Genomic DNA, 2,153 nt, shown 5'->3' with positions numbered 1-2,153 from the left:
GCTCCTGTCTTTCCCCTCACTGTAGTACACAAGCCGTCGCGAAAACGCGCGATAATAGTCGATATCAGCGATTGACGAAACTCATGACCGACGAGATCGATTGAGGATGGGACCGGAGCATGGAGCACAAGACGCAGAAAATGCAGAACTTGAGTTGTTGATGATTGTTGATCAGAAATCATTAGTGTATTATTGCAACATAGATGACTTGCAATCAAAGGCTTATGATAATAAAGTTTTGGTTATTTTGCAGGATTTTTATGATGAAAAATGCTGCAAATATTTTATTTGCAGCTCTATTAATTAGTGTTGTAGATGCCATGATGTGGCAAAGCAATGTAAATTGTTGCGATATGGTGTCTGCTTAGCCGGATGCATACGGTAGAGTAACTATTTATTGTTGCGTCAGTATCCGAAAATAAAAGATGCCGACGCAACAATAAAATCAGCGTCTACTTATTTGCCTTAGCTACATCGTTCGAAATGCGCAACATGGTAGCTGCTACTTACAAATTGGAACTACATCAGGGTGTTCGCGGATATCGTTAGAAAGTTCTCTTATTGTTTGCTGTAGAACTTCATTTGAAGCGTCTGCGCCTCCATTTACCATTGCGCCGATGAGTTCTTCATAGAATGTAGGGTCTCCTGTCAAAGAAGTCCAAAACTCATCACCAATAAGTACGGTGTATCCTTCTTTCTCAATATTTTTGTAATTGGTAGAGAGTGAAGCCCGATTACCGTAAAAGATTCCAACGATGCAGTCTGTAGAAGGATTGAAATCATTTGAGCCGTTGACGCGTAATAAATTGCGAATTCCTTTGAAGTGATTGCAAATCGTTTCTACGTCGTCCTTGTTGATGGTCTGAGGGCCGGCTTTGAGTTGGCAATAAACATGTCGGTTCGTGCGAGAGTCCACGTATTCAATATCCATTCCGGCGGTTGTGGATGCGTACGCGGACAGTACTTCGGTGCTGAACTTTTGTAATTGGTTGCCGAAAGACGTCGTAATTGAAGTGCCTAACACGCGCGGATATATCAGTGCTTTTGCCAGTGTTTCTGCGTTTACGTCGCTAAATGCGAATTTAGCTAGATAAGCGGTAATGAAAGGGTTGATGTTAAAGGTGTCGAGCCTTGCGCACTTCTGAACATTCTTTATATGATTTGCGATGATTCGTTGTTGAAAGAAGCTGATTGCGGAATTGAGGATTTGCTGCTTGTTTTCCTCTGACATATTCATATATCGAATTCAACTACGCGGTAGTCCAAATTGCAAGAAGGTTCGTAACCCTTGCTGGAGTAAAGGTTACGAACCTTCCAGTCACAGCATTGAGAGTGCGTCTGCTTTCACTTGTGATGCGGTGGCATGCTCGATGTCGACCGGTGCGACAACTCGAAATTCTTGTTGATCTTCTCCGCTGAGCATCGCGATAATCCCCCGCCCGACGTGGTAAGCCAAGTTCACTGGCACCGCATTCCCGATCTGCCTATAGCGAGCAGCGATGCTGCCCGTAAAATTCCAGCTGTCCGGGAAGCTTTGAATACGCGCATATTCGCGTACAGTTAATGGCCTTGTTTCAGTAGGATGACAACGCTCGGTTTGCTTTTGAGCCGGAGAACAAGTTAATGTCAAGGACGGTTCATTCCATGCAAGTCTTCGCGCCATACCTGTTTTCCCACCAGGGAGATGGAAACTTCCGCCTAGATATGAACGTTGGATGTCGGGTGGCAAGTCGCGCCAATATCCGCCTTGAGGAACCATTTCAAGGACGTGTTGCTTTGCCGGTGGGTATAGAGCGCCCTCGGATTCTGGACAGTCGCCGATAGCGTCCCATAATGTGAGTACTTCAGAGTCCTCTTTGGGATAAAGAATAGGCATTTCTAAATCTTTCCTTACTCCGATGAGGACAAGACGTTCTCGCTTTTGGGCAACATCAAGGAATTGAGCCCGCAGGACTTTTACTGCAACATTATAGCCAATATCATCTAGAGTCTTCAGCATGGTCATAATGGTTCTAGTGTGATCATGGGTGAGAAGGCCTCGCACATTTTCCATCATTATGACTTTTGGTTGAATTTCCTTGATGGCTCGAGCAAATTCAAAGAAGAGTGTGCCTCTTGTATCCTCAAATCCTCGGGATAAGCCAGCGTATGAA

At 44.7% G+C, this 2,153-nt stretch carries 3 protein-coding genes; all 3 read right to left on the bottom strand.

Going from position 1 to position 2,153, the window contains the following annotated elements:
• The coding region (locus DSM100238_RS09480; protein WP_205730719.1) for a hypothetical protein at positions 1 to 182 on the bottom strand (182 nt) is incomplete at its 3' end.
• A gap of 320 nt (positions 183 to 502) precedes the next feature.
• Positions 503 to 1,237, bottom strand: a complete 735-nt coding sequence (locus tag DSM100238_RS09165) for a PmeII family type II restriction endonuclease (RefSeq protein ID WP_240812430.1) — start codon at positions 1,235 to 1,237, stop codon at positions 503 to 505.
• 81 nt (positions 1,238 to 1,318) lie between these two features.
• Positions 1,319 to 2,153, bottom strand: an 835-nt coding sequence (locus DSM100238_RS09160; RefSeq protein WP_152356353.1) for a DNA cytosine methyltransferase, incomplete at its 5' end; no start/stop codon positions are given.

This window comes from Bifidobacterium apri, from assembly GCF_009299485.1.
GTDB lineage: Bacteria > Actinomycetota > Actinomycetes > Actinomycetales > Bifidobacteriaceae > Bifidobacterium > Bifidobacterium apri.
The sequence above is the reverse complement of the archived record's forward strand: the minus strand, read 5'-3'. Positions and strand labels throughout refer to the sequence as shown.